Source organism: Streptomyces albospinus, assembly GCF_014648695.1.
GTDB classification, from domain to species: domain Bacteria; phylum Actinomycetota; class Actinomycetes; order Streptomycetales; family Streptomycetaceae; genus Streptomyces; species Streptomyces albospinus.
In genome coordinates, this window is sequence record NZ_BMRP01000017.1 from 132,368 (window position 1) to 151,515 (window position 19,148).

The 19,148-nt window shown below is 73.8% G+C and carries 20 protein-coding genes; 12 read left to right on the forward strand and 8 right to left on the reverse strand.

What is annotated here, in order from left to right; translation table 11 throughout:
- Window positions 1-50: 50 nt before the first annotated feature.
- A complete protein-coding gene (locus tag IEZ17_RS23175) occupies window positions 51-896 on the forward strand; it encodes a DeoR/GlpR family DNA-binding transcription regulator (protein WP_189303166.1) in 846 nt (281 codons plus the stop codon).
- Window positions 897-958: 62 nt separating this feature from the next.
- Window positions 959-1,432, forward strand: a complete 474-nt coding sequence (locus IEZ17_RS23180) for an SRPBCC family protein (RefSeq protein ID WP_189303167.1) — start codon at window positions 959-961, stop codon at window positions 1,430-1,432.
- A gap of 45 nt (window positions 1,433-1,477) precedes the next feature.
- Here IEZ17_RS23180 and IEZ17_RS23185 read toward each other — a convergent pair whose 3' ends face one another.
- A complete protein-coding gene (locus tag IEZ17_RS23185; RefSeq protein WP_189303168.1) occupies window positions 1,478-2,647 on the reverse strand; it encodes a PLP-dependent cysteine synthase family protein in 1,170 nt (389 codons plus the stop codon).
- Window positions 2,648-2,893: 246 nt separating this feature from the next.
- Between IEZ17_RS23185 and IEZ17_RS23190 the strand changes: the two genes are divergently transcribed.
- Together IEZ17_RS23190 and IEZ17_RS23195 are read left to right on the forward strand one after the other, a co-directional pair.
- On the forward strand, window positions 2,894-3,181 hold the full coding sequence (locus IEZ17_RS23190) for a hypothetical protein (RefSeq protein WP_189303169.1): 288 nt from the start codon (window positions 2,894-2,896) through the stop codon (window positions 3,179-3,181).
- A gap of 175 nt (window positions 3,182-3,356) precedes the next feature.
- Window positions 3,357-3,857: an ATP-binding protein gene (locus IEZ17_RS23195; RefSeq protein ID WP_189303170.1), complete on the forward strand. Its 501-nt coding sequence runs from the start codon at window positions 3,357-3,359 to the stop codon at window positions 3,855-3,857.
- A 69-nt stretch (window positions 3,858-3,926) separates the two neighbouring features.
- Here the strand turns inward: IEZ17_RS23195 and IEZ17_RS23200 are convergent, their stop codons facing one another.
- The gene (locus IEZ17_RS23200; protein ID WP_189303171.1) at window positions 3,927-4,244 is read right to left on the reverse strand and encodes an SHOCT domain-containing protein; all 318 of its coding nucleotides are present in this window, start codon (window positions 4,242-4,244) and stop codon (window positions 3,927-3,929) included.
- A gap of 259 nt (window positions 4,245-4,503) precedes the next feature.
- Here IEZ17_RS23200 and IEZ17_RS23205 point away from each other — a divergent pair, with 259 nt between their 5' ends.
- The 3 genes from IEZ17_RS23205 to IEZ17_RS23215 are packed head-to-tail and all read left to right on the forward strand — an operon-like array spanning window position 4,504 to window position 6,807.
- Window positions 4,504-5,163 (forward strand): TetR/AcrR family transcriptional regulator, encoded by a 660-nt coding sequence (locus tag IEZ17_RS23205; RefSeq protein WP_189303172.1) that lies wholly within the window; start codon window positions 4,504-4,506, stop codon window positions 5,161-5,163.
- A gap of 40 nt (window positions 5,164-5,203) precedes the next feature.
- A complete protein-coding gene (locus IEZ17_RS23210; RefSeq protein ID WP_189303173.1) occupies window positions 5,204-5,827 on the forward strand; it encodes a DUF4865 family protein in 624 nt (207 codons plus the stop codon).
- On the forward strand, window positions 5,824-6,807 hold the full coding sequence (locus tag IEZ17_RS23215; protein ID WP_189303174.1) for a phosphotriesterase family protein: 984 nt from the start codon (window positions 5,824-5,826) through the stop codon (window positions 6,805-6,807). The genes IEZ17_RS23210 and IEZ17_RS23215 overlap by 4 nt, the downstream gene beginning before the upstream one ends.
- A 445-nt stretch (window positions 6,808-7,252) precedes the next feature.
- Here IEZ17_RS23215 and IEZ17_RS23220 read toward each other — a convergent pair whose 3' ends face one another.
- The gene (locus tag IEZ17_RS23220) at window positions 7,253-8,470 is read right to left on the reverse strand and encodes an ROK family protein (RefSeq protein ID WP_189303176.1); all 1,218 of its coding nucleotides are present in this window, start codon (window positions 8,468-8,470) and stop codon (window positions 7,253-7,255) included.
- 17 nt (window positions 8,471-8,487) lie between these two features.
- Here IEZ17_RS23220 and IEZ17_RS23225 point away from each other — a divergent pair, with 17 nt between their 5' ends.
- Window positions 8,488-9,756, forward strand: coding sequence for an MFS transporter (locus tag IEZ17_RS23225; RefSeq protein WP_229852546.1), 1,269 nt, complete (start codon window positions 8,488-8,490; stop codon window positions 9,754-9,756).
- A gap of 269 nt (window positions 9,757-10,025) precedes the next feature.
- Window positions 10,026-10,784 (forward strand): maleylpyruvate isomerase family mycothiol-dependent enzyme, encoded by a 759-nt coding sequence (locus tag IEZ17_RS23230; RefSeq protein WP_189303178.1) that lies wholly within the window; start codon window positions 10,026-10,028, stop codon window positions 10,782-10,784.
- A gap of 54 nt (window positions 10,785-10,838) precedes the next feature.
- Here IEZ17_RS23230 and IEZ17_RS23235 read toward each other — a convergent pair whose 3' ends face one another.
- From IEZ17_RS23235 to IEZ17_RS23245, 3 genes are all read right to left on the reverse strand, one after another.
- A complete protein-coding gene (locus IEZ17_RS23235; RefSeq protein ID WP_189303180.1) occupies window positions 10,839-11,504 on the reverse strand; it encodes a response regulator in 666 nt (221 codons plus the stop codon).
- Complete coding sequence (locus IEZ17_RS23240; RefSeq protein WP_189303182.1) at window positions 11,501-12,793, reverse strand: sensor histidine kinase; 1,293 nt, start codon at window positions 12,791-12,793, stop codon at window positions 11,501-11,503. Before IEZ17_RS23240 ends, IEZ17_RS23235 begins: the two co-directional genes overlap by 4 nt.
- 113 nt (window positions 12,794-12,906) lie before the next feature.
- Window positions 12,907-13,539, reverse strand: a complete 633-nt coding sequence (locus IEZ17_RS23245; RefSeq protein WP_189303183.1) for a TetR/AcrR family transcriptional regulator — start codon at window positions 13,537-13,539, stop codon at window positions 12,907-12,909.
- A gap of 110 nt (window positions 13,540-13,649) precedes the next feature.
- Between IEZ17_RS23245 and IEZ17_RS23250 the strand changes: the two genes are divergently transcribed.
- The gene (locus IEZ17_RS23250; protein WP_189303185.1) at window positions 13,650-14,540 is read left to right on the forward strand and encodes a class I SAM-dependent methyltransferase; all 891 of its coding nucleotides are present in this window, start codon (window positions 13,650-13,652) and stop codon (window positions 14,538-14,540) included.
- Between the two features lie 41 nt (window positions 14,541-14,581).
- Here IEZ17_RS23250 and IEZ17_RS23255 read toward each other — a convergent pair whose 3' ends face one another.
- Window positions 14,582-15,307 carry a TetR/AcrR family transcriptional regulator gene (locus IEZ17_RS23255; RefSeq protein WP_189303187.1) on the reverse strand — a complete coding sequence of 242 codons (726 nt, stop codon included), beginning with the start codon at window positions 15,305-15,307 and terminating at the stop codon, window positions 14,582-14,584.
- A 197-nt stretch (window positions 15,308-15,504) separates the two neighbouring features.
- On the opposite strand from IEZ17_RS23255, the gene IEZ17_RS23260 reads away from it, so the two are divergent.
- Window positions 15,505-15,945, forward strand: coding sequence for a nitroreductase family deazaflavin-dependent oxidoreductase (locus IEZ17_RS23260; RefSeq protein WP_189303189.1), 441 nt, complete (start codon window positions 15,505-15,507; stop codon window positions 15,943-15,945).
- 230 nt (window positions 15,946-16,175) lie between these two features.
- On the opposite strand, the gene IEZ17_RS23265 is transcribed toward IEZ17_RS23260, so the two are convergent.
- A complete protein-coding gene (locus IEZ17_RS23265) occupies window positions 16,176-17,459 on the reverse strand; it encodes a geranylgeranyl reductase family protein (protein WP_189303191.1) in 1,284 nt (427 codons plus the stop codon).
- 178 nt (window positions 17,460-17,637) lie between these two features.
- Here IEZ17_RS23265 and IEZ17_RS23270 point away from each other — a divergent pair, with 178 nt between their 5' ends.
- On the forward strand, window positions 17,638-18,999 hold the full coding sequence (locus tag IEZ17_RS23270) for a dipeptidase (protein WP_189303193.1): 1,362 nt from the start codon (window positions 17,638-17,640) through the stop codon (window positions 18,997-18,999).
- Window positions 19,000-19,148 lie beyond the last annotated feature (149 nt).

Consider the following 19,148-nt stretch of genomic DNA (forward strand, 5'->3'; position numbering starts at 1 on the left):
CCCGCGTGCAGGACCCGGGACGCAGTGCCGGGCGGAAGGGACGGGCCGGGGTGAGCGACAACCAGAACCTCCTCGCGGAGCAGCGGCGTGCCCTGATTCTCGACGAGGTCAGACGGCGGGGCGGGGTGCGCGTCAACGAGCTGACCCGCCGGCTCAGCGTCTCGGACATGACGGTCCGTCGCGATCTGGACGCACTGGCCCGCCAGGGCATGGTCGAGAAGGTGCACGGCGGCGCGCTGCCGGTGAGCGATCCGAGCTCCCATGAGCCGGGGTTCGAGGTGAAGTCGGCGCTGGAGCTGAGCGCCAAGGCGGAGATCGCCAAGGCGGCGGCGCGGATGGCGGTGCCGGGCAGCGCGATCGCGCTGGCGGGCGGTACGACCGCGTTCGCGCTGGCGCATCAGCTGCTGGAGGTGCCGGAGCTGACGGTGGTGACGAATTCGGTCCGGGTGGCCGATGTGTTCTACAACGCCCAGCGGGCCGCCGCCAGCGGGGAGGGGATGCCGGCCGCGGAGGCGGCGACGGTGGTGCTCACCGGCGGGGTGCGGACGCCGTCGGACACCCTGGTCGGGCCGGTGGCGGATGCCGCGATCCGGTCACTCCACTTCGATCTGCTCTTCCTCGGCGTGCACGGCATATCGGTGGAGGCGGGGCTGTCGACGCCGAATCTCGCGGAGGCGGAGACCAACCGGCACTTCGTACGGTCCGCGCGGCGGGTGGTGGTGGTCGCCGACCACACCAAGTGGGGGACGGTCGGCCTGAGTTCGTTCGCCGGTCTGGATCAGGTGGATGTGCTGGTGACGGATGCCGGGCTGCCGGCGGAGGTGCGGGCGGAGTTCGCGGAGCTGCCGACCGAGCTGGTGGTGGCGGGCGAACCGGCTGCGGACGCAGACATCTGACGTCACGTCAGCTATGGTGTGCGCGCTGTCCCGCCGGCCGTCCCTCAGGGGGTGCTCGTCCCGTGCCACGCCGACTCCGCCCCGTCGAGCTCGACTTCGTCGCCTCCGCCCCGCTGCGGCTGGTGTTCACCGCGGAGGCCGCCGCGCCGCCGGAGGTCGTCTATCGCGCGCTGGCGGATGACGTACCGGGCTGGGCGGAGTGGTTCACGGGGGTGTCCCGCGCGGTGCCGACACACGGCGGCGCGGGCCGCGACGTCCGCCTGACGGGCGGCACGCGGTTCGCCGAGACGGTGCTGGCGGCCGAGCCCGACGCGCACTACGCCTATCGGGTCGACACCACCAACGCCCCTGGCCTGCGGGCCCTGTTGGAGGACTGGCGGCTGACCCCGGCGGGCGGCGGGACCCGGCTGCGGTGGACGTTCGCGGCCGACGGCCCGGCGCCGTTCCGCTGGCTGATGACGGCGGCCCGGCCGGGCCTGGGCCGCGCCTTCCGGGACTCCGTACGGGCCCTGGACCGGCGCCTCGCCCGCCCCTGAGCCGCGCCGCCGGCTCACCGGCCGCCGGACCCGCCCCGCCGCGGGTCAGCAGCTCCAGGCGCCGGTGGCCAGGAAGGTGTCGATGGTGCGCGCATAGGGCGTGATGTCGAGGCCCTGCGAGGCCAGCCAGTCGTCCGAGTAGTACTTGTCGAGATAGCGGTCCCCGGGGTCGCAGAGCAGCGTGACCACGGATCCCGTACGCCCCTCGGCGACCATCTCCGCGACGATCTTCAGGGCGCTCCACAGACCGGTGCCGGTCGAGCCGCCCGCCTTGCGGCCGATCGCCGTCTCCAGCGCGCGTACGGCGGCGACGCTGGCCGCGTCCGGGACCTTCATCATCCGGTCGATCGCGCCGGGTACGAAGCTCGGCTCCATCCGGGGCCGGCCGATGCCCTCGATCCGCGACGCGGTCTCGCAGTTGGTCCCGGCGTCGCCGGTGAGCCAGCCGTCGAAGAAGCAGGAGTTCTCCGGGTCGGGGACGCAGACCCGGGTGTCGTACTGCATGTAGTGGACGTAGCGGGCGATGGTCGCGGAGGTGCCGCCGGTGCCGGCGGTGGCGACGATCCAGGCGGGCTCGGGATAGCGCTCCAGCCGCAGCTGCTGGTAGATCGACTCGGCGATGTTGTTGTTGCCGCGCCAGTCCGTGGCCCGCTCGGCATAGGTGAACTGGTCCATGTAGTGCCCGCCGGACTCGGCGGCGAGCCGCGCCGAGACCTCGTAGACGGTGCGCGGGTCCTGGACCAGATGGCAGGTGCCGCCGTGGAATTCGATCAGCCGGGTCTTCTCGCGGCTGGTCGTCGCCGGCATCACCGCGATGAACGGGACCCCGATCAGCGAGGCGAAGTACGCCTCGGAGACGGCCGTGGAGCCGCTGGAGGACTCGATGACCGGCTTGCCCGGGCGGATCCAGCCGTTGCACAGCCCGTACAGGAACAGCGAGCGGGCCAGCCGGTGCTTGAGGCTGCCGGTGGGGTGCGTCGACTCGTCCTTCAGGTAGAGGTCGATGCCCCACCCCTCGGGCAGCGGGAAGCGCAGCAGGTGGGTGTCGGCGGTGCGGTTGGCGTCCGCCTGGACCTTGCGTACCGCGTCTTTGAGCCAGGTTCGGTAGTCCGGATCCGTGCGGTCGACGTCCGTGGTCGGTATGACGGCCGGCGTAGGCTCCCGGTCCGCTCTGCCGCGGTCGGGCCGGCTCTGCGGCTGTGGTGCGATGCTCACCGGCGCACTCCTCAACGGGGGGTTACGAGCCCGCGCGGAACGTCGGGCCGCTTCCGACTATAACCACCCTCCGCACGCTTCTCACCTGCATAAACATCCCTTTGAGAGGCCCCAAGAAGGCCCTGGGGGACGGCTGTTGCGTGGGTCGCGGCCGGGGCGGCACTGGTATACGCGGCGTGATGGGGGCAGACTTCCCGAGAGGGGCGGTGGACCGCACCAGCCCGTGGGGCCGAGGAAGTGGTGGGGATGGCGGAGTCGGAGTTCAACGCGACCGGCGTGCGGATCGAGCGGTGGCTGCGGTCGCTGACGAGGGCGGGCCAGATCCGGATCAGCGACGGGCGGCTGGCGCTGCTGACCAGTTACGGCACGGAGATCGACAGCGCTCCGCTGGGCGCCGTCGAGGCCCACAAGCCGCTGTTCGCGGCCCGCGACCGGGCGCTCGCCGTCCTCAACGGGAACCGCTACTCGCTCAGGCTGGGCGCCCCCGACCGCTTCCTCCAGGCCGTGGAGACGGCGCGTCGGCCACGCGCGTGAACGCCCGCTGCGGCTGAGGTGGTGCGGTTGCGGGGGCGCACCGCCTGCATGACCCTGGACACGTATCACTGAGGGTTCACCAGCGGTGACGCTGTGGTGCAGCCGGCATCGCTGGATCCGATCTTCGCCCCTGCCCGGTACGAGGGGCGCCCGGCCTCATCAGGGAGTCGCGGTCGTGATCAGGCAGCCCAGCAGACACTGCACGGTGGAACTCCAGGCCGTCCCGGCCCGCATCGGGCATGTGCGCAGGATCGTCTCCGCGCAACTGCGGTACTGGCGTCTCGACGCCTTGATCGACCCGGCGGCCCTCGGCGTCACCGAACTCCTCGCCAACGTCCACCGGCACGCCCGCCCCAGCAAGCAGTGCACCGTCGAACTGTGCGTCCTGCTGGACCAGTTGACGGTCTCGGTGCACGATCTCGATCCGCGGCTGCCGCGGATCCGGGTCGCCGACAGCTGGGAGACCTGCGGGCGCGGGCTGGCGCTGATCGCGGCGCTCAGCGAGAGCTGGGGGGTCCGCCCGGACGACCCGGGCAAGGTCGTCTGGTTCACCCTCCCGGCGCTGACCACCGCCCCCGAGGAGGCCCGCACGGTCCGCCCCGGTTGGGACACCGCGCCGCTGGAGGACACGCCGGCCGACCCCCGGCCCCGTACGCGGAGCGCGAGGGTCGGCTGACAGGCGCGCCGCAGGGCTGCCGACCACCCCGTCCAGCGCGTGCACCACCGCCCCCAGGGGCGCCGGCGGTCACACCGCGCCGCTCTTGGGGCCGGTACCGAAGTGCTCCTCCAGCACGGAGAGCCGACGCCAGTACTCCTCCTCGTCGATGTCGCCCGCGGCGAAGCGCCGCCCGAGGACGGCGATCGGCGAGGGCGCGTCGGCACCGGCCACGGACCGGAGGCCGGACCGGGGGCCGCCGAACCGCCGGCCGGGCCCGCCGTGCCGCCACACGGTGCGGCGCAGCACCGTCACGACGGTGAAGGCGACCGCCGCCCAGACGACGGGAACGAACAGGATCCAGGGGCCGGGGCCGCCGCCCGACCAGGGCTCCGCAAGTGCGTGCATGGGGATCGTCTCCTCAGTGGAAGGGCTGCTGCCGACCGGCAGAAGGCGTTCCGCCGGCTCCCTTCGAGCCTCGCCGCCCGGGGGCCGCACGTCGTCGTACCGCCAGCGGCTCCGGCCGTACGACCGGGGAAGTACGCGGAACCGCCGCACCTGCTCCGCCCGCCGTCACCCCGGACGACCACACCCCACCCATCGTCGACGCCCGGCCCCCGCCCTCCCACTCTTGATCTTTGTAACTACTGGTATGTACAGTACTCTCATGGGCGACACAGGCAACACCAGCAGCACACGGAACACCGCGCCGGCCTCACCGTCGGCCCCGGCCAGTACGCAGGAGCGGCTCGTCACGAGCACCCAGGAACTCCTGTGGGAGCGCGGCTACGTCGGCACCAGCCCCAAGGCGATCCTGGAGCGCGCGGGCGTCGGCCAGGGCAGCATGTACCACCACTTCACCGGCAAGTCCGATCTCGCACTGGCGGCGATCCGGCGGACCGCGGACGGCATGCAGCAGGCCGCGGAGGAGTGCTTCACCGCCCCGGGGACGGCCTACGACCGGGTCGCGTCCTATCTGCTGCGGGAGCGGCAGGTGCTGCGCGGTTGCCCGATCGGGCGGATGACGCAGGACCGCGATGTCGTCCGCAGCCCCGAGCTGCGGCAGCCGCTGGACGAGATGTTCGGCTGGCTCCGGCACCGGATCGCCGAGGTCCTGGCCGAGGGGCAGCGGCGCGGTGAACTGGCCGCCGGCCTCGACCCGGTGGCCACCGCCGCGGCCGTCGCGGCCGTCGTCCAGGGCGGCTATGTGCTGGCCCGGGCCGCGGAGGACACCGCACCGTTCGATGCCGCGGTCCGCGGCGTCCTGGCACTGCTGGCCGCGCAAGCGGTCATCCCCGCCACGGCCCCGTCATCCGACACCGCCTGACCACCACCGCCGCCCCTCCCCACTCCCCTACGGAGCAGCCGTGCACGCCATGCAGTACGCCATCACCCTGCCCGCCGACTACGACATGGAGACCATCCGGCACCGCGTGAAGTCCAAGGGCCCCCTCCTGGACGCCTTCGAGGGGCTCGGCCTCAAGGCGTACGGGATCCGCGAGCGCGGGGTCGACGGCTCGCCGGTCAACCAGTACGCACCGTTCTATCTCTGGGCCGATCCGGACGCCATGAACCGGTTTCTGACCGGTGACGGATTCCGCGCCCTGGTCCGCGACTTCGGGCGGCCCGCCGTCCTGAACTGGCAGGGGCTGTACCACCGTTCGGGACCCGCGGCCGGCCGCCCGCCGCGCGCCTTCACCCGCCGGATCGAGCCGCTCCCCGAGAGCGCGGACGCGGCCACCGCCATCGAGCGCGCACGGACCGGCCACGAGCAGCTGGCCGCCGCGGACGGTGTGCACACCACCGCACTCGGCCTCGACCCGCGGCGCTGGGAACTGGTCCACTTCACCCTCTGGGCGGACCCCGTGCCGGAATCGGCGGCCGGCGAGCGCTTCCAGGTGCTGCACCTGTCCGCCCCGGGCGCCGGCCGGCCGGTTGCCGGACCGCAGGCCGGCACGGACCGGCAGCCGGGCGTGGAGCGGCAGTCGTGAGCGCGGCGCACGAGGCGGCACCGGACCGCTCCGCCGGCCCCGCCGTCCGTACCGTCCTCGGGGACATCGACCCCGCCGGCCTCGGCATCTGCGACGCGCATGACCATCTCTTCCTGCGCAGCCCCCAGTTGCCGGGCCAGGAGCTGGCCGACACCGGGGCGGCGGCGGCCGAACTGGCCGCGTTCCGGGCCGCCGGCGGTGCCGCGGTGATCCAGTGGACGCCGTACGGGATGGGGCGCTTCGCCGGCGAACTGCCGCGGCTGTCACGGGAGTCGGGGGTCACCCTCGTCGCCGCGACCGGGCTGCACCAGGCGGCGCACTACGACCCCGAGATCCTGGCTGGGAAGCGGGTCCGCGAGGATCTGGCCGGGCTGTTCGTCGCCGAGCTGACCGAAGGGATCGGCGGCACGGAAGCGGGTGGCGACGGTCCCCGTGACGCCCGACCGCGGGCCGGAATGATCAAGGTCGCCGGCGGCTTCCACGGCCTGGACCGGCATGCCCGGTACACCATGGCCGCGGCTGCCGAGGCCCACCTGGCGACCGGGGCGGCCATCGGCGTCCACCTGGAGCTGGGTACCGGCGCCCTGGACGTACTCGACCTGCTCTGCGACGAGTTGGCCGTCCCGCCGGACCGGGTGATCCTCGGACATCTCAACCGCTCGCCCGATCCGGTCGTCCACCGGATGGCGGCCGAGGCCGGCGCGTATCTCGCCTTCGACGGGCCGTCGCGCGCCAACCACGCGACCGACTGGCGGCTGCCGGACGCGCTGACCGCACTCGCCGACGCGGGCTTCGCCGACCGGATCCTGCTCGGCGGCGACACCACCACAGCCGCGGCACGCTCGGTGAACGGCGGTCCCGGAATGCCGTATCTGCTGCGCAGGCAGCGCCGACGGCTCGAACTGGCCCTGGGCGTGGGCCTGGTGACGCGGATGCTTACGGAGAATCCGTCCCGTGCGTTTTCGGCCGAATGGCCGTAGCTTCCCACGTTGTCGGCTTTCCCGCCATTCCGCTGCGCTTTGCCTGCTTCCCACGTTGTCGACTGTCCCGCCGCTGCGCCTGCGGCGGGCGGGGTCCGCTGCGCGGGGCTTTCGGGTGCGGTGACGGTCCTCCGGGGGCGGGAGAGAGAAACGGTGGATGCGGGCTGGGCCGAGTGGTCCGGTAACGGTCTCCATCAACGCACGAACCCGCACGCTCCCACCTACGCGCACCCCACCGGCTTTTTCCCACCCACAACGGGAGGGGACGGGCCGGAGGGGCAGGGTGTCCGGACGTAAAGCGAAGCAGTCCGGACACCCTGCCCCGCAGGACCGTCACCGCACCCAACAGCCCCGCGCAGCGGACCCGCCCGCCGCAGGCGCAACGGCGACAAACCCCCACGGCGGGAAAGCCGACAACGTGGGAAGCAAGCCAAGCGCGCAGCGGCTAGTCGAGGACCACCAGTGGATCGTCCAGCACCGGCTGCCAGGCCAGTTCGGCGGCGCCCACCAGGCTGTTGTGGTCGAGGCTGCACGGCAGGATCGGCACGCCGCCGCTGCGGCCCCACAGGCTGCGGTCGGCGACCACGGCCCGCAGCCGTTCCGGGTCGGCCTCCAGGAGGCTGCGGTGGAGTCCGCCGAGGATGATGCGGTCGGGGTTGAGGATGTTGACCAGTCCGGCGATGCCGAGCCCGAGGCGGTCGATGAGCAGGTCCGCGGCGGCGCGTACGCCCGGGTCGGCGTACTCGTTGCGCAGCAGTTCCACGGCCTGGTGGAAGAACGAGCCCTCGGGGCCCGGTTCTCGGCCGGCCGCCACGAGGAAGGCGAGCGGGTCCGCCTCGACGTCCAGGCAGCCGCGACTGCCGCAGTGGCAGGGCGCGCCCTCGGGGTTGACGGTCAGGTGGCCGACCTCCAGGGCGAGGCCCGAACTTCCGCTGTGCAGGCGGCCGTCGAGCACCAGCGCCCCGCCGACGCCACGGTGGCCGGAGGCGACGCAGAGCAGATGGCGGGCGCCGCGGCCGGCGCCGTGCCGGTGTTCGGCGAGCGCGCCGAGGTTGACATCGTTGCCGGTGAAGCCGATCTCCGCGGTGACGCCGGGGATGCCGGCGTCGGCGAGCGCGCGCAGGAAGAGTTCGCGTACGGGGGCACCCGAAGGCCAGGCCAGGTGCAGCGGGTTGAGCGCTTCACCGTCCGGTTCGGCGACCGCGGAGGGCACCGCGAGGCCCGCGCCGAGGCAGCGCCGGCCGGTCTCGGCCAGCAGCGCGGAGCCTGCGGCGACGACCTCGGCGAGGACATGTGCCGGGTCGGCGGGGATGGTGCCGCAGCTGGGCGCGGTGGCGACGATCCGGCCGCCGAGGCCGACCAGCGCGGCGCGGTAGCCGTCGGCGTGGATCTGCGCGGCGAGCACGACCGGGCCGCTCTCGTCGACGAACAGCCGGTGGGAGGGGCGCCCTTGGGAGCCGGCGGAGGCGTGCGGCCGGGAGTCGACAGTGATCAGGCCGAGCGCTTCGAGCTCGGCTGCCACCGCCCCGGCGGTCGCCCGCGTCACGCCGAGTTCGGAGGTCAGCACGGCGCGGGTGGGCGCGCGTCCGGTGTGTACGAGCTCCAGCGCGGGGCCGAGGGCGCTGCGGCCTCGCTCCAGCCTGGTTGTCCGAGTGTGGGTCACACCCCTATTCTGACTTTGTGCCGACGCTAAACAAAATAGGGACGGCCCTCACCCGCAACCAGGGCCCACTCCCCTCCGCTCCCGTACCGACCGACCCCCGACCGGCCCGGCTCCGCATCGCCCTCACGGCCTTCTTCGCCATGGACGGCTTCCTCTTCGCCGGCTGGGTCGTCCGCATCCCCGCGATCAAGGCGCAGACCGGCGCCGGCGCGGGCGACCTCGGACTCGCGCTGCTCGGCGTGTCCGCGGGCGCCGTCGCCTTCATGATGATCACCGGCCGGCTCTGCCGCCGTTTCGGCAGCCATGCCGTGACCACCGCCTCCGGCGCCGCCATGGCACTGAGCATCCTGCTGCCGCCGCTCACCCGCTCCGCCACCGCCCTGGGCCTGGTCCTGCTGGTCTTCGGCGCCGCGTACGGCTCCCTCAACGTCGCCATGAACAGCGCCGCCGTCGAGCTGATCGCCGCTCTGCGCCGCCCGGTGATGTCCGGCTTCCACGCCGCCTTCAGCCTGGGCGGGATGCTGGGTGCGGGACTCGGCGGGTTGATCGCGGGCCGACTGTCCCCGACCGCGCACCTGCTGGTGCTGGCGGTCATCGGGCTGGTGGTGACGGCCGTCGCCGGGCGGGCGCTGCGCGGGCCCGCGGTGGCCGGCACGGCGGACCGGACGCCGCCCCCCGAGGGGCCCGATACGGCCCGGTCGGACCGTCCGCGGCCGGCCGGCGGGGCCGGGCGGGCCCGCCGGCTCGTCCTGGTCTTCGGCCTGATCGCGCTCTGCACCGCGTACGGCGAGGGGGCGATGGCCGACTGGGGCGCGCTGCACCTCTCCCAGGACCTGGCCGCCGGACCGGGCCTGGCCGCCGCCGGATACGCGGTGTTCGCCCTGGCGATGACCGCCGGCCGGCTCTCCGGGACGGCCGTCGTCCAGCGCTACGGCCCGGCCCGCGCCCTGATCGCGGGCGGTTCCACGGCCACGGCCGGCATGCTGCTCGGCGCGCTGGCGCCGACCGCCTGGGCCGCCTGCGCCGGTTTCGCCGTCGCCGGACTGGGCCTGGCCAACATCTTCCCGATCGCCATCGCCCGCGCCGGAGAGGCCGGCGGCCCGGACGGGGTCGCGGTGGCCTCCACGGTCGGCTACGGCGGCATGCTGCTCGGCCCGCCCGTGATCGGCTTCCTCGCCGAGGCGCTCGGCCTGCCCGTCGCGCTGACCACGGTCGCGCTGCTGGCCTCGGTGGCGGTGGTGGTCGCGTACGCCACGCGCGGAGCGCACCGGAGCGGGCGGGATTGATGCCCGCCCGGCCGGGCATCGACCGGCGCGGTCGCACCGCACCGACCGGCCGGGCGCACCGGAGCGGGCGGAGCTGACCGCCGTCTACTCCCCCTCGCGGGCGATCCGCGGTGTGCGAATTCGGCCCGTCCGAGGGGGAGTTGACCGCCGCCATGACCGTTTCGCGGCTGGTCGGCGCGCCGGAGCCCGGATCGGCGCCCGTAGGCCGCACGGCCGCCGGCTCATCCCCGCCGGGGCCGCTTCCGGCGGCGGCTGGCACACTCGGGGGCATGGAGATCACCGAGTTCGTCGAAACGCTGCGCCTGGACGGAGCGCTGCTCGCGGACGCCGCGGACGAGGCCGGGCCCGACGCCCCGGTGCCGTCCTGTCCCGAGTGGCGGGTGCGGGACCTGGTCGTCCACGTGGGACGAATCCACCGCTGGGCCACGGGATGTGTGACCGAGCCCCGGATGCGGCCGAGCCGTCCCGCCGAGGCACCGGAGCCGGCCGACGACGAACTGGTGCCCTGGCTGCGGGAGGGCCACCACCGCCTCGTACTGGCGCTCCACACGGCGCCGCAGGACCTGGAGACCTGGGCGTTTCTGCCCGCGCCGTCCCCGCTGGCCTTCTGGGCGCGCCGCCAGGCGCACGAGACGTCCGTCCACCGCGTCGACGCCCAGCAGGCGGCCGGCGCCCCGCTCACCCCGCTCCCGTCGCGGTTCGCCGCCGACGGCGTCGACGAGCTCCTGACGGGCTTCCACTCCACCGCCCGCAGCGCGCTGCACGCGGACCCGCCGCGGACACTGCGGCTGCGCGCGACCGACACCCCCGAAGCGGACTGGACGGTGCGGCTCACCGACGGCCCGCCGCAGACGGTCCGTACGCCGGACGCGGTCGGGGCGCAGGCCTGCGGCCCCGCCGACTGCACGGTCGAGGGCCCGGCCGAGCAGCTGTACCTCACCCTGTGGAACCGCCTCCCGTGGGACGCGCTCAAGGTCACCGGCGATCCGGCCCTGGCCGAGCTCTGGCGGGAGCACGGCGCCCCCTGAGCCCCTACGGCCCGGAAGCCGGCCCGGCGTGCGGCCAGCGGGGGCCGGGCCCGCTCAGCCCAGCCACCCCGGCCGCACCAGCCCCGACTCGTAGGCCAGCACGACCAGTTGGGCCCGGTCCCGCGCGCCCAGCTTCACCATCGTGCGGCTGACATGCGTCTTGGCCGTCAGCGGGCTGACCACCAGCCGGCGGGCGATCTCCTCGTTGGAGAGGCCGATGCCGACCAGCGCCATCACCTCCCGCTCCCGTTCGGTCAGTCCGGAGAACGCATCGGCCGACGCCGGCTCCTTGGAGCGGGCGGCGAACTCCGCGATCAGCCGGCGGGTGACGCCCGGCGAGAGCAGCGCATCACCGTCGACGACCGCGCGCACCGCCCGTAGCAGCTCCTCCGGTTCGGTGTCCTTGACCAGGAAGCCGGACGCCCCGGAGCGGATCGCCTCGAAGACGTACTCGTCGAGTTCGAAGGTGGTCAGCATGACGACCTTCACGCCGGAGAGCGCCGGGTCCCCGGTGATCCGCCGGGTGGCCACCAGGCCGTCCACCACCGGCATCCGGATGTCCATCAGGACGATGTCCGGGCGGTGTTCCCGGACCGCGGCCAGCGCCTGCTGCCCGTCCCCGGCTTCGGCGACCACCTCGATGTCGGGCTGGGCGTCCAACAGCGCCTTGAAGCCGGCCCGGACCAGCAGCTGGTCGTCGGCGAGCAGTACCCGGATCACGACTCCTCCTCGGCAGGACCGGGGTTCACCGTATCCGCGGCCCCGGGCCGCCTGCGGCCGGCCGGTTCGGCGAGCGGGATGCGCGCCCGGACCCGGAAGCCGCCGTCGGGCCGCGGGCCCGCCTCGACGGTGCCGCCCAGCGCGGCGGCCCGCTCCCGCATGCCGACCAGGCCGTTGCCGCCGCCGGACGGTTCCCCCGCACCGGACGTCGCCGGGCCGCCGTCGTCCACCTGGATCTCCAGCGCCCCGGCGGTGCGGCGGAGCAGTACTTGGGCGGTACGCGAGCCCGAGTGCCGGACGATGTTGGTGAGCGCCTCCTGGACGATGCGGAACGCGGCGAGGTCGGTGCCGGGCGGCAGGGCCGTGCGCGCGCCCTCAGTAGTGACGTCCACGGCGAGGCCGGCGCCCCTGGCCTGTTCGGCGAGTTCGGGCAGCCGGTCGAGGCCGGGTGCCGGGGAGCGCGGGGCGTCCCCCGGGGCGCGCAGCGTGTCCAGGACCTGCCGGACCTCGCCGAGCGCCTCCTTGCTCGCGGCCTTGATGGTGGTGAGCGCGGTGCGCGCCTGCTCCGGGTCGGAGTCCAGCAGCGCGAGCCCGACGCCCGCCTGGACGTTGATGACCGAGATGCTGTGCGCGAGGACGTCGTGCAGCTCGCGGGCGATCCGCAGCCGCTCCTCGTCGGCCCGGCGACGTGCGGCGGCGGCCCGTTCGGCGCCCAGTCTGGCCAGTTGCTCGCGGCGGATCCGGACGAGCTCGGCGACCGCCACCACGGCCACCACCCAGGCGGCGACGACCAGTTCCTGCCCCCAGGGGGCTGGCTCGCGGTACGAGGGCAGCCAGCGGTAGAGCCAGTGCGCGGCCAGCAGATGGCCGACCCATACGCCGCCCGCCGCGCACCAGGCGACCGCGCGGTGCCCGGCGACGATCGCCCCGAAGGCCCCCAGCGCCGGGATGAAGAAGACCGGTCCGTACGGGTAGCCGGCGGCGAGGTAGACCGCGCAGCAGGCGGCGGTGCCCAGTGCCACGGTGCGCGGATACCGCTGCCGGAAGAGCAGCAGCAGGGCGCCGAAGAGCAGCAGTGCATGGCCGAGGGGATCGAGCGGGGTGCGTCCTTGCTGGCCGTGCGCGGCGGCGTTGGTGCCGATCGTGACGACGGCCGTCAGCACCAGCGTCGAGAGCCAGGGCAGCCGCCCGCCCGCCCGGGTCCAGGGGACCGGATACGCGGCCGACGCCCACCGCTGTTGCGCCGTGCCGAGGCAGCGCCGCGCCCACGGCGGCCGTGCGTTGTCCATGCCGTCACGCTAGACCGCGGCGGGACCCGGCGGCGTCAGCCCGGCGCAGTGATCACGGGTACTCCCCGGGGAGTAGGGCCGCGGCCACCGGGACGGGCCGTCGGGCCGCCCGGTCAGTCCGCCGCGCTGCCGGTCCCCGGTTCGCCGCGAGGCCGGTCCCCCGCCGGCCCCACCAGCAACGCCACCAGCCGCTCGGTCCGTTCCCGCGGATCCGGCGCCCCGGCCCACCCGGTCATCAGCAGATGGTGCACGGTCCCGACGAGGGCGAGCGCGACCGACGCCGTGTCGGTGCCGTCCGCGATGCGGCCCAGCCGGCGCTCGGCATCCAGATACGCGGTGACCGCGTCCTGCATCGCGTCGAAGCCGGGCGCCCCGGCCTCCAGCGCCTCGCGGATCCTGAGGAAGGCGGGGGGCCGGGTCATGGCGAGACCGGCGATGGTGGGGCCCGCGGAGGCCAGCAGCGCGCCGGCCACCGTGACGAGGTTGCCGGCGACGGTGCCCTGCCCGACCCTGCCCTGGAGTTCCTCGGCCTGCCGTGCCGTGCGCGCGAACCGGTCCAGGCACAGCTCCGCGACGAACTCGTCGAGCCCCGAGAAGTGCGCGTGCAGCAGCCCCTTGGAGCAGCCCGCCTCTCCGGTGATCGCCCTGCTGGTCAGCGCGCCCGGCCCCTCCCTGGCCAGCACCTGCTCCGCGGCGGCGAAGAGCCGCTCGCGCACGTCGGGGATGGCCACTCCACGCGGTGACATCAGACCTCTTCCCGGTTCGGGGATTGCCAGTATGGGCGTGTGCCCATACTGTTTGGGCGCACGCCCATATTAGCTCCGGACCACCGCGCGCACCCAGCAGGAGGCACCCCGTGCAGCACCCCACCGACACCCCCAACTCCGCGCAGGCACAAGCCTGGAACGGCTACGAGGGAACCCACTGGGCCGACAACCAGGACCGCTGGGACGCGGTGAACGGGGGCTTCAACGAACCCCTGCTCACCGCCGCGGCGATCACCCCGCGCGACCGCGTCCTGGACATCGGCTGCGGAGCCGGCTGCACGACCCGGCTCGCCGCCCGCCGGGCCGCCGACGGGCGGGCCGTGGGCCTGGACCTGTCGGCACCGATGCTGGCGCGCGCCCGCGCGTCCGCACACCGCGAGGGACTTACGAACGCGGCCTTCGAGCAGACGGACGTCCAGGTCCACGCCTTCGACGACGACCCCTTCGACGTCGCGATCAGCCGCTACGGCGTGATGTTCTTCGCCGACCCCGTCGCCGCCTTCGCCAACATCGGACGGGCGCTGCGCCCCGGCGGCCGACTGGCGTTCATCTGCGGCGCGGCGGCCGAACGCAACGAGTGGTTCCAGCTTCTGGGCGCCCTGCGCCCCCACCTCCCCCTGGGAGACTTCGGCACCCCGAGCAGCCCGCTCCCGGCGGACGACCCGAACAGCCCGAACCCACCTGGCATGTTCTCCCTCGCGGACCCCGCCCGCAGCGAAGCGGTGCTCACCGCCGCCGGGTTCACGCACCTCACCGTGGCCCCCGTGGAGGCGTACGGCATCTGGGGCCGGGACGCCGAGGACGCGGCGACCCTCATCCTCGACTCCGGCCCCGGGCGCCATCTGACCGGTCAGGTCGCACCGGACGTGCAGGACCGCGCCCGCACCGCGCTCACGGAGGCGCTCCGCGCCCACGAATCCGACGGCGCGGTCCGCCTGCGCAGCGCCGCCTGGCTGGTCACGGCCCGCCGCCCCGCGTAGTACCGGTCCGGTGGATCAGGGCCGGTCACCGCGCGCACGACTCAGCCCGCCGCACCCCGGCGGGGCACCGCCAGCCCGACCTCGCGCGCGAGACCGGCCACCGCCTGCTCGAAGAATTCCGTGCGGGCCTCCACCACCTGGTTGAACTGGCCGAACAGTTCAAAGCTCAGCAGCCCGAAGAGCTGGGCCCAGGCCCCGACGAGCCGCGCCAGCACGGCTGCCGGCAGTTCGACGCCCAGCTCCGCGCCGAGCGCCAGCGCATCGCCGGCCACCGCATCGGGCAGCGGCTCCGACGGCTCCTTCAGCGCTCCGGCGGCGTACGCGTCCCGTACGACGCCCATCAGCGCGAGACCCACGCGGGCGGCGGGCCCGGTGGTCGCCTGGGGAGCGCGGTAGCCGGGGACGGGCGATCCGTAGATCAGCGCGTATTCGTGCGGATGGGACAGCGCCCAGTCGCGCACCCCGGCGCAGATCGCGCTCCACCGGGCGGCGGGGCGCTCCGCGTCGGGGCCGCGGAGGGCGTCCCTGGCACCTTCCGCAGCCACCCCGACCGCGTTGTACGCATCGACGATCAGCGCGGTGAGCAGGTCGTCGCGGCTGGGGAAGTAGCGGTACAGCGCCGAGGAGACCATGCCGAGTTCGCGGGCCACGGCCCGCAGCGAGAGCTTGGCCGCACCCTCCGCGGCGAGCTGTCGGCGGGCCTCGTCCTTGATGGCCTCGGTGATCTCGCTACGGGCCCGCTCTCTGGCACCTCGAATCACAGTCATGAGCAGCAGTCTCCCACTCTTTCCGGATCGCCGCACAAAAACAAGAGCACCGCTCTTGCTTTGACGCGCCAATCACTTCCATACTGCTCACAACAGAGAGCACCGCTCTCGAACCAGAACGCCGCCCACCCCCAACGAGACACCACACGACTCAACTCAACTCAACGCCACGCCACACGACGCCACCGGAGGAACCCATGTCCCAGAACCTCAAGCCCAGCCGCTTCACCGCCGGCTTCAACAGCTTCGTCGGCTGGCTCGCCCGCCGGGGCATCAGCCTCGCCGGCGCGGCCGATCTCTCAGTCCGTGGCCGCACGTCCGGCGAATGGCGACGCGTCCCGGTCAACCCGATGACCTTCGAGGACGGCCGCTATCTCGTCTCGGCACAAGGCGACTCCGCGTGGGTACGCAACATGCGCGCCGCGGGCGGCGGCGAGCTGCGCGTCGGCCGCCGCACCCGCACCTTCACCGCTGTCGAACTGCCCCCGGCGGAGACCACGGACCTGCTCCGCGCCTACCTCGCGCGCTGGGGCTGGGAGGTCAAGCCCTTCTTCGGCGGCGTCACCGCCGACTCGACCGACGAGGAGTTCCGCACCATCGCCCCGCTCCACCCGGTCTTCCGGATCACCGAAGCCTGAGCGACCGCGCCGCACCAACCGCCCGTCACCGCCCGGGACATCGGGACGGACACCGACCATGGCACCGACCACAGCACCGGCCACGGACAGACGCGGAGCGGGCACCCTCGCGGGACGGCCGCCACCGCAGGGCGAGCCCCCTCACCCACCGGACGCGACCGCGGTCGCGGCACCCCCGGCTCCCGCCGGGCACCACCGCCACCGTCGATGCCGTAAGGGCAGCGCCCCGCTCAGCCCACCTGCTCCTTGGCTCCCTCGGCCCCCCGGCCCGACTCGGCCCCCTTGGCCCCCTTGGGCTCCTTGCTCTCTTCCCTCCGGTCGAACGCATCCAGTGCCCGGCCGGCCATCGGATGCGTCCGGACCAGTTCGCCCAGCGTCGTGGTACCCCGCGTGATCTTCGCGAACGCGCGCCACGCGGGCCGGAAGCCCGTCAGCGCGGCGTGGAACATCCCCGGACGCCGCTCGAAGAGGCTCAGCATCCGCCGCCCCACGCCCATCTCCACACCGAGCCCGGACTTGATGGCGAAGGCGTAGTTGAGGGCCTGGCGGCGGGCGTCGACCGCATCGTGCGCCTCCGCGATCCGTATCGCCCACTCGCCGGCGAGCCGGCCGGAGCGGAGGGCGAAGGAGATGCCCTCGCGGGTCCAGGGCTCCAGCAGACCGGCCGCGTCGCCGCAGACCAGCACCCGGCCCCGGGAGAGCGGCGAGTCCTCGGCGCGGCAGCGGGTCAGGTGGCCGGAGGAGATCCGGGGCTCGAAACCGGCAAGGCCGAGCCGGCCGATGAAGTCCTCCAGATAGCGCTTGGTGGCCGCGCCCTCGCCGCGGGCGGAGATCACGCCGACGGTGAGGGTGTCGCCCTTGGGGAAGACCCAGCCGTAGCTCCCGGGCATCGGGCCCCAGTCGATGAGCACCCGGCCCGCCCAGTCCTCGGCGACCGTCTCGGGCACCGGAATCTCGGCCTCCAGGCCCAGGTCGACCTGGTCGAGCTTGACGCCGACGTGCGCGCCTATCCGGCTCGCACTGCCGTCCGCGCCGATCACCGCCCGGGCCAGGATCACCTCGCCGTCCGCGAGCACCACCGCGACGGTCCGCCGGTCGGGGACGTCCGTGCCGTGCTGCTCGACCCGGGAGACGGTGACGCCGGTACGGACCCGGGCGCCCGCGTGCTTGGCGGACTCGACCAGCCCGGCGTCGAACTCCGGGCGGTTGATGAGCCCGAAGAGCATGTTCTTGGAACGGCGGGTGCGGGCCAGCCTGCCGTTGAGGGAAAACGTCACGGCATGCACGCGGTCGAGCAGCGGCAGCTCGAAGCCGGGCGGCAGGGAGTCCCGGGAGGGGCCGATGATGCCGCCGCCGCAGGTCTTGTAGCGGGGTAGTTCGGCCTTCTCCAGGAGCAGCACCCGGCGTCCCGTACATGCCGCGGCGTGGGCGGCCGAGGCTCCCGCGGGCCCCGCGCCCACCACCACGACATCCCACACCTGCTGGTTGCCTTCGGCTGCCTGCTCGCTGCTCACCTGTGCTTCTGCTCCCGTTCGATGCCGGCTGCGCCTTCCGTCCGCATCCTACGGGCCGCACTCCGGCGCACCGCCTGTGGGAAGATCGGGGGCACTCATACCCGTACGTCCGGCCCGTCCGGCTCACCCCGCCGGACGTGCTCCACGTACACAACGCCGCGCCCACAAGGAGCGTTCCATGCCTGACAGCCCGCTCGCACAGACCGTCGCCGCGCTGCAACCCCGCGCCAGGGCCGAACTCACGGAGCTGGTGGCCTTCAAGTCGGTAGCGGACTTCGCGCAGTTCCCGAAGAGCGAGAGCGAGGCCGCCGCCCGCTGGATCGTGGACGCGCTGCGGGCCGAGGACTTCCAGGACGTGGCGGTGCTGGACACCCCGGACGGCACCCAGTCCGTCTACGGCTTCCTGCCCGGCCCGGCCGGCGCACCGACCGTACTGCTCTACGCGCACTACGACGTGCAGCCGCCGCTGGACGAGGACGCCTGGATCTCCCCGCCGTTCGAACTGACCGAGCGCGACGGCCGCTGGTACGGGCGCGGCACCGCCGACTGCAAGGGCGGCCTGATCATGCACCTGACTGCGCTGCGGGCGCTCAAGGAGCACGGCGGCATACCGGTCAACGTCAAGGTGATCGCGGAGGGTTCGGAGGAGCAGGGCACCGGCGGGCTGGAGCGGTACGCGGAAGCACACCCGGAGCTGCTGACCGCCGACGCGATCATCATCGGCGACTCCGGCAACTTCCGGGCCGGAGTGCCGACGGTGACCGCGACGCTGCGCGGGATGACCATGGTGCGCGTCCAGGTCGACACCCTGGAAGGCAATCTGCACTCCGGCCAGTTCGGCGGCGCGGCCCCGGACGCGCTCGCCGCACTGATCCGGATCCTCGACTCGCTGCGCGCCGAGGACGGGTCGACGACGGTGCACGGGCTGCCGGCGGACGCCGGCTGGGAGGGCCTCCAGTACCCGGAGGAGGACTTCCGCAAGGACGCCAAGGTGCTGGACGGCGTGGAGCTGATCGGCACCGGCAGTATCGCGGACCGGCTCTGGGCCCGGCCCGCGGTGACGGTGCTCGGCATCGACTGCCCGCCCGTGGTGGGCGCCACCCCGTCCGTGCACGCCGGGGCGCGCGCCCTGGTGAGCCTGCGGGTGCCGCCGGGCACGGACGCCGCCGAGGCGACCGAACTGCTGGCCGCGCATCTGGAAGGCGCCGCTCCGTGGGGCGCCCGGGTGGCGGTCGAGCAGGTCGGCCAGGGCCAGCCGTTCCGCGCGGACACCAGCAGCCCGGCGTACGCGTCCATGGCGGAGGCGCTTCGGGAGGCGTACGACGGCAAGGAGATGCAGACGTCCGGTCTGGGCGGATCCATCCCGCTGTGCAACACCCTCGCGGGGCTCTACCCGGACAGCGAGATCCTGCTCATCGGCCTGAGCGAGCCGGAAGCCCAGATCCACGCCGTCAACGAGAGCGTCTCGCCCGAGGAACTGGAGCGACTGTCGCTGGCAGAGGCCCTGTTCCTGCGCGGATACGCCGAGAGTCGGCGCTGAGCGGTTCCGCTGCGCTTTGCCTGCTTCCCACGTTGTCGGCTTTCCCGCCGTGGGGGTTGCTCGCTTTTGCGCCTTCGGCGCGGGGTGTTGTCCGCTGCGCGGGGCTTTCGGGTGCGGTGACGGTCCTCCGGGGCCGGTGTGCAGGACTG

What these genes read in the sequence shown, in the direction of transcription:
- IEZ17_RS23255 (WP_189303187.1), bottom strand. Translation starts at nt 15,307, where the DNA reads ATGACTGTGATTCGAGGTGCCAGAGAGCGGGCCCGTAGCGAGATCACC.
- IEZ17_RS23270 (WP_189303193.1), top strand. Translation starts at nt 17,638, where the DNA reads ATGCCTGACAGCCCGCTCGCACAGACCGTCGCCGCGCTGCAACCCCGC.
- IEZ17_RS23190 (WP_189303169.1), top strand. Translation starts at nt 2,894, where the DNA reads ATGGCGGAGTCGGAGTTCAACGCGACCGGCGTGCGGATCGAGCGGTGG.
- IEZ17_RS23205 (WP_189303172.1), top strand. Translation starts at nt 4,504, where the DNA reads ATGGGCGACACAGGCAACACCAGCAGCACACGGAACACCGCGCCGGCC.
- IEZ17_RS23245 (WP_189303183.1), bottom strand. Translation starts at nt 13,539, where the DNA reads ATGTCACCGCGTGGAGTGGCCATCCCCGACGTGCGCGAGCGGCTCTTC.
- IEZ17_RS23230 (WP_189303178.1), top strand. Translation starts at nt 10,026, where the DNA reads ATGGAGATCACCGAGTTCGTCGAAACGCTGCGCCTGGACGGAGCGCTG.
- IEZ17_RS23240 (WP_189303182.1), bottom strand. Translation starts at nt 12,793, where the DNA reads ATGGACAACGCACGGCCGCCGTGGGCGCGGCGCTGCCTCGGCACGGCG.
- IEZ17_RS23200 (WP_189303171.1), bottom strand. Translation starts at nt 4,244, where the DNA reads ATGCACGCACTTGCGGAGCCCTGGTCGGGCGGCGGCCCCGGCCCCTGG.
- IEZ17_RS23260 (WP_189303189.1), top strand. Translation starts at nt 15,505, where the DNA reads ATGTCCCAGAACCTCAAGCCCAGCCGCTTCACCGCCGGCTTCAACAGC.